5 protein-coding genes are annotated in these 6706 nt (G+C 71.7%); 1 reads left to right on the top strand and 4 read right to left on the bottom strand.

Annotation, left to right across the window (positions count from 1 at the left end):
- Positions 1–1317: cell division protein PerM (locus AOK03_RS37100; RefSeq protein ID WP_055569778.1), on the bottom strand; the 1317-nt coding region annotated here is incomplete at its 3' end.
- Between the two features lie 152 nt (positions 1318–1469).
- Between AOK03_RS37100 and AOK03_RS37095 the strand changes: the two genes are divergently transcribed.
- Positions 1470–2822 carry a helix-turn-helix domain-containing protein gene (locus tag AOK03_RS37095; protein ID WP_055569777.1) on the top strand — a complete coding sequence of 451 codons (1353 nt, stop codon included), beginning with the start codon at positions 1470–1472 and terminating at the stop codon, positions 2820–2822.
- A gap of 195 nt (positions 2823–3017) precedes the next feature.
- Here AOK03_RS37095 and sucD read toward each other — a convergent pair whose 3' ends face one another.
- The 3 genes from sucD to AOK03_RS37080 form a co-directional block, all read right to left on the bottom strand.
- Entirely contained in the window at positions 3018–3902 is an 885-nt protein-coding gene (gene sucD / locus AOK03_RS37090) for a succinate--CoA ligase subunit alpha (protein ID WP_055569776.1), read from the bottom strand.
- 21 nt (positions 3903–3923) lie between these two features.
- Positions 3924–5102: an ADP-forming succinate--CoA ligase subunit beta gene (gene sucC, locus AOK03_RS37085; protein WP_055569775.1), complete on the bottom strand. Its 1179-nt coding sequence runs from the start codon at positions 5100–5102 to the stop codon at positions 3924–3926.
- Positions 5103–5464: 362 nt separating this feature from the next.
- A complete protein-coding gene (locus AOK03_RS37080; protein WP_079075199.1) occupies positions 5465–6610 on the bottom strand; it encodes a VWA domain-containing protein in 1146 nt (381 codons plus the stop codon).
- Between the last annotated feature and the right edge of the window lie 96 nt (positions 6611–6706).

Below are 6706 nucleotides of genomic sequence, written 5' to 3'. Positions count from 1 at the left end.
CCCGAGCGCCACCGGCACCCCGACCAGCAGCGACCAGCTCAGCGCCGCCGCCCCTGCCTGCCACCACACCGGGCCGAATTCGGAGAGCACCGCCACGCCCATCGGCCCGCCCGCGAGTGCCGCGAGGCCCGCCGCCGCCGTTCCGCACACCACCGACGCCATCGCCGCGCACGCCGCCGTCCGGCCCCGCGACCACGCCTCGTTCCGCTCCCCGTTCCGCTCCTCGTTCCGCTCCCCGGACGCGGGCGCCGCCGCCCGGACCGTGCACCAGGCGAGTGTGAGCCCCGCGCCCACCGGTACCGCCGCGGCCGACCAGGTCAGCGGTGAGCCGGGCCCCGCCGTCGGCAGCGCCGCGAGCAGCGGGAAGGGCGGCAGCAGCGGTGCCGCGCCCGCGGTGAGGGGTCCGGCGACGGTTCCGGTGCCGAGTGCGAAGCCGGGGCCGAGGCCGTAGGAGGCGCCCCACACCGCGGCGTTCGGGACCAGCGCGAGAGCCAGCAGAAGTACCGCGAGCCGTCCCGACCACACGTCCGTGACCTGCGTGAACGACGTCTGCACCGGCCCCGCGTGGAGCACGAGCGACACCGCGACGAGCAGCGCTCCGCCGCCGACCAGGACGCCGGTGGCCGCCGCTCCGGCCCGGACGACGGCCACCGCGAGACGCCGGGCGAGGAAGCCCCGTACGAGAGCGGCTCGGAGAGAGACCCGTACCCCCTCCGGCAGCGCGGCCAGCGGGCGGCGCAGGGCGGCGGGCAGCGGCCCGTGCGGGCGCCCGCGGGCCGTCCACACGCCGAGCCCCGCCGCGCCCGCCGCCAGCACCGGCACGTGCACGGCCGCGCTGATCCAGTCGGGCCGCAGCTCGCCGCCCGCCGCGTACAGCGAGGCGGCCGCGCCGACCAGCAGATACCCGGCCACCACTCCGGACCACGCCGTGCGCGCCGCGTGCCCGCGGCCCTCGGGCGCCGCCGCGTCCCGTGCCGCCCGGTGCAGCAGCCAGCCCGGCAGGACGACGAGGAGCAGCGGTGTCACCCCGATCGGCGCGGGCGCCCCGGAGAGCGTGTCCGTCCTGATCAGGTCCGTGCCGTGGGCCAGGAGCCACAGTCCGGCGGCGACGTGCAGCGCGCCGTCGGGCCCGCTGTCGGGGTAGGGCGAGCTGATCCACAGCACCATCACCAGTACGGCGAACGAGCCGAGTCCGAGGCCCGCGGCGATGGCCCCGCCCAGCACACAGGTGGCCAGGGCGGGAGAACGGTCGCGGGCCCGTCCGCGCAACGGTTCCACGGGCGGCGACGAGGCGTGGGAGTCGGTCGTCTGGGTCACCCGGCCATGCTCCCAACGACACGCGCTTTCGTCCCGTAACAGGCGAATATCGGATGTGTCGCTCAATATACGTTTATGTACTTTTTCGTACGACGGATCGGCTGCGCCCGGCCCGCCCGCCGTACGTCGGCCCACGGTGCGGAGATTCCGAGATGCCCCAGAGCCCTGCCCCGCCTCTGCCGTCCCCCAAGGAACGCCGCAGGCTGCGCGAGGCGAAGTCGCTGAGCCAGGCCGATCTCGCGGCGAAGGTCGGCGTCACACGCGAAACGGTCCGCTCCTGGGAAACGGGGCGCACCAGCCCGCGCGGCCGCAAGCGCGAGGCGTACGCGAAGCTCCTGAACGCGGTCGCGGCAGAACAGGCCGCCGCGGAGACACCGCACAAGCCGGAGCCGAAGAGGGAGAGGGACAGGGAGAGGGAGCCGCAGGGAACCGAGCGGGCAAGAACCTCCGCCAGCACCCTCAGCTCCCCCAGCACCGTCAGCTCCCCGAGCACCGTCAGCACCTCCCGCTCCGTCAGCACCTCCCGCTCCGTCAGCGGCAGATCGAGGTCGCGATCGAAGTCGGCCGCCAAGCGCGCGGCGAAGTCGCGGACCCCGGCCCCCCTGGCAACCGCCACGGCCCCTACGGCTCTCACCGCCCCCGCCGCCAACGGCCACATCCGTCCGCTGCCGGTGCGGGTGACGAAGGCCGAGGCGCCCGCGCAGCCGGATCTCACCCCCGCCCAGGCCTTCGACGCCCTGTGCGCCGGGTGCGGCCCCGGCCTCGTACGCCAGGCGTATCTGCTCACCGGACGGCGGGGCCTCGCGCAGGAGTCGGTGGAGCGCGCCTTCCAGCTTGCCTGGCAGCGCTGGCCCGAGGTGGCGGTCGACCGGAACCCGGCGGGATGGGTCCGCGCGGCGGCGTACGAGTACGCGATGTCCCCCTGGCACCGCTTCCGCCCCAGCCAGCGCCACCCGGACGCCCCGCCAGCGCAGCCCGCCGACCGTGCCTTCCTCGACGTACTCCTGAGCCTGCCGCCCGCCCAGCGCCGCGCCCTGATGCTCTACGACGGCGTCGGCCTCGACCTGCCCGAGACCGCGGCCGAGACGGAGGCGAGCACGCCCGCCGCCGCGAACCGCATCCTGCACGCGCGCGAGGCGATCGCCGAGCAGCTGCCCGACCTGGCGGACCCCGAGGTCCTCCACCAGCGGCTCGGAGAGGTCGGCAGGGCCGAGAAGCTGCGGCTCCCGAGAGCCGAACGCGTCCGCACCGGCAGTGAGTACCGCGCACGCTTCTGGACGCGCGCGGCCATCGCCTTCACGGCACTGATCATCGGGGCGACGGCACTGACCCTCAAGAACGCGCCCACGCACTACGAGCCCCCGCAGGCCCCCGGCCGCGCCATCAGCGGAGTCCCGCCCCGCATGGGCCCGGGCCCCCTCACCTACGAGGACACCACCCTCCGCGAAAAGCTCCGCGCGGAACTCCCGAACGGCGAGGAACGCCTCACTCCACAGGCGAGGTAGCACGCAGTATCGGGGCGCGTCCAGGCGCAGGCGGCGCCAGGCGCCGTTCAGGGGCGCGGGGAACTGCGCGACAAGCCCCCACCCACCCGCAGCCAAAGACAAAGCCGCAGCCGCAGCCGCAGCCGCAGCCGCGAAAAAGCGGGCCCGCACCAAAAAGGTGCGGGCCCGCTTTCAACACTGCTCAACCGACGGACGTCAGCCCGCCAGGATCTCGCGCGCCAGCTTCGCCGTCTCGGTCGGCGTCTTGCCGACCTTCACGCCGGCGGCCTCGAGGGCCTCCTTCTTCGCGGCGGCGGTGCCGGAGGAGCCGGAGACGATGGCGCCCGCGTGGCCCATCGTCTTGCCCTCGGGGGCCGTGAAGCCCGCGACGTAGCCGACGACCGGCTTCGTCACGTTCGCCTTGATGAAGTCGGCCGCGCGCTCCTCGGCGTCGCCGCCGATCTCGCCGATCATGACGATCAGGTCGGTCTCGGGGTCAGCCTCGAACGCCTCGAGGGCGTCGATGTGCGTGGTGCCGATGACCGGGTCGCCACCGATGCCGACGGCCGAGGAGAAGCCGATGTCACGGAGCTCGTACATCATCTGGTACGTCAGCGTGCCGGACTTCGAGACCAGGCCGATGCGGCCCGGCTTCGTGATGTCGCCCGGGATGATGCCGGCGTTCGACTGGCCCGGGGTGATGAGGCCGGGGCAGTTCGGGCCGATGATGCGGGTCTTGTTGCCCTTCGACTTCGCGTACGCCCAGAAGGCGGCGGAGTCGTGGACGGCGATGCCCTCGGTGATGACGACGGCGAGGGGGATCTCGGCGTCGATCGCCTCGACGACGGCGGCCTTGGAGAAGGCCGGCGGCACGAAGAGGACGGACACGTTGGCGCCCGTGGCCTCCATGGCCTCCTTGACCGTGCCGAAGACCGGGACCTCGGTGCCGTCGAAGTCGACGGACGTGCCGGCCTTGCGCGGGTTCACGCCGCCGACGATGTTGGTGCCGTCACCCAGCATGAGCTTGGTGTGCTTCATGCCCGTGGCACCGGTCATGCCCTGGACGATGACCTTGCTGTCCTTGTTGAGGAAGATAGCCATGGCTGTTCTGTCCCTCGTCCCTTACTTCGCGGCCGCGAGCTCGGCGGCCTTGTCGGCCGCGCCGTCCATGGTGTCCACACGCTGCACGAGCGGGTGGTTGGCGTCGCTCAGGATCTTGCGACCCAGCTCCGCGTTGTTGCCGTCGAGGCGCACGACCAGCGGCTTCTCGACCTTCTCGCCCTTCGAGGCGAGCAGCTCCAGGGCCTGCACGATGCCGTTGGCGACCTCGTCGCACGCGGTGATGCCACCGAAGACGTTGACGAAGACGGACTTGACGTCCGAGTCACCGAGGATGATCTCCAGGCCGTTCGCCATGACCTCGGCGGAGGCGCCGCCACCGATGTCGAGGAAGTTGGCGGGCTTCACGCCACCGTGGTTCTCACCGGCGTACGCGACGACGTCCAGGGTCGACATGACCAGACCGGCACCGTTACCGATGATGCCGACCTCGCCCTCGAGCTTGACGTAGTTGAGGCCCTTGGCCTTGGCAGCAGCCTCGAGCGGGTTGGCTGCTTCCTTGTCCTCGAGGGCCTCGTGGTCGGCCTGGCGGAAGTCGGCGTTCTCGTCGAGCGAGACCTTGCCGTCCAGGGCCAGGATGCGGCCGTCCTTGGTCTTCACCAGCGGGTTGACCTCGACGAGGAGCGCGTCCTCGGCGACGAAGGTCTCCCACAGGGTCACCATGGCCTCGGCGACGCCCTCGGCCACGTCGGCCGGGAACTTCGCCTGCGCGACGATCTCGCGGGCCTTCTCGATGGTCACGCCCTCGACGGCGTTGACCGGGACCTTCGCGAGGGCCTCGGGGGTCTTCTCCGCGACCTCCTCGATGTCCATGCCGCCCTGCACCGACGCCATGGCGAGGAAGGTGCGGTTGGTGCGGTCGAGGAGGTACGAGACGTAGTACTCCGCCTCGATCTCCGGAGACAGCTCGGCGATCATCACCTTGTGGACCGTGTGGCCCTTGATGTCCATCCCGAGGATGTCCGTCGCGCGAGCGACGGCCTCGTCCGGGTTCGCCGCCAGCTTCACGCCGCCGGCCTTGCCGCGGCCACCGACCTTCACCTGCGCCTTGACGACCGACTTGCCGCCCAGCTTCTCGGTGGCCTCGCGCGCCGCCTCAGGCGTGTCGATGACTTCACCGGCCAGCACCGGTACACCGTGCTTGGCGAAGAGGTCCCTCGCCTGGTACTCGAACAGGTCCACGCGCGTCCGTCCCTTTTCCGTGATCTCGCTGCGATCTCGCTGCTTTGTGGTCAGCTGTCTGCGTGGGCGTGCCGCGGAGGGCAACGTGACTGCGCTGTCACAAGGGAGGCGTAGGACGGAGTCCGGTACGCGGCATGTCCGTCTCGCAGGTTATCGCCGTGGGCCGTAGGTCCCTAAATCGCAGATCACATTTGGGCGGTGATGACGGTCACAGATCGCGTGGTCACCGCGGCAAAACCGGCGACCGCGGCGGTGGCCGGGCGATCCCTGTGGCGTCGGAGGCCACCTGTTTGCTCTGGTTGCTCCCGCGATCGGGCACCCGTCGTCGCGTCCCGGTCGCCACGCCCCCGCTCGCATCCCGGTCAGCGCGTCCCGGCCGTCGTGTCCGGTATCGGCAGCGGGCGCTTCTCGATCGCCGCGGCCATCACCTCCGGGAAGAGGTCCGGAGTGCAGGCGAAGGCGGGCGCGTCGAGTGCCGCGAGCGCCGCCGCGTGCTCCCGGTCGTAGGCGGGCGTCCCCTCGTCGGAGAGCGCCAGCAGCGTCACGAACTGCACCCCGGACGCCTTCATCGCCGCGACCCGCTTCAGCATCTCGTTGCGTATGCCCCCTTCGTAGAGGTCGCTGATCAGGACCACGACCGTGTCGGCGGGGCGGGTGATCTGCGACTGGCAGTACGCGAGCGCGCGGTTGATGTCCGTGCCGCCGCCCAGCTGGGTGCCGAACAGCACGTCGACCGGGTCGTCCAGCTGGTCGGTCAGGTCGACGACGTTCGTGTCGAAGACGACCAGCCGTGTGTTCAGCGACCGCATGGAGCCGAGCACGGCCCCGAACACCGAGGCGTAGACGACGGACGCGGCCATCGAACCCGACTGGTCGATGCAGAGGACTACCTCCTTCTTGACGGACTGCGATGCCCGCCCGTACCCGACGAGCCGCTCGGGCACGACCGTCCTGTACTCCGGCAGGTAGTTCTTGAGGTTGGCCGCGATCGTGCGGTTCCAGTCGATGTCGTGGTGGCGCGGCCTGCTGACGCGGGCGCTGCGGTCGAGCGCTCCGGTGAGCGTGGAACGGGTCCGCGTCACGAGGCGCTTCTCCAGGTCCTCGACGACCTTGCGCACGACGGCCCGCGCGGTCTCCTTGGTCGTCTCGGGCATGGCCTTGTTGAGGGAGAGCAGCGTGCCCACCAGGTGCACGTCCGCGTCGACGGCCTCCAGCATCTCCGGCTCCAGGAGGAGCGTGGAGAGCCCCAGCCGGTCGATGGCGTCCCGCTGCATGACCTGCACGACGGACGAGGGGAAGTACGTCCGGATGTCCCCGAGCCAGCGCGCCACGGACGGTGCCGACGCCCCCAGCCCTGCCGACCGGTCCCGCCGCCCCTTGGCGTCCTTCTCCCCAGCGCCCCCGTACAGCGCACCGAGGGCGGCGTCCATGGCCGCGTCCCGCCCGGCAAGCTCAACCCCCGTCCCCTCACCACTGTCACCCCCGAGCACCAGCCGCCACCGCCGCATCCGCTCGTCACGGCCTCCGATATCACCGGCTGTGTTGGCCGCGTTGGCCGTGTCAGTTACGTCTGCCGCTTCGGGTTCCGTGGTCACCCCGTTCAC

The sequence above is a fragment of the Streptomyces atriruber genome, from assembly GCF_001418325.1.
GTDB lineage: Bacteria > Actinomycetota > Actinomycetes > Streptomycetales > Streptomycetaceae > Streptomyces > Streptomyces atriruber.
Note: the sequence above shows the minus strand (reverse complement) of the source record. Positions and strands in the feature narration are given on the sequence as shown.

Bases quoted from the DNA above. Each gene is read 5' to 3' on its own strand.
- AOK03_RS37080 (WP_079075199.1), bottom strand. From the start codon at position 6,610: ATGCGGCGGTGGCGGCTGGTGCTCGGGGGTGACAGTGGTGAGGGGACG.
- sucD (WP_055569776.1), bottom strand. From the start codon at position 3,902: ATGGCTATCTTCCTCAACAAGGACAGCAAGGTCATCGTCCAGGGCATG.
- AOK03_RS37095 (WP_055569777.1), top strand. From the start codon at position 1,470: ATGCCCCAGAGCCCTGCCCCGCCTCTGCCGTCCCCCAAGGAACGCCGC.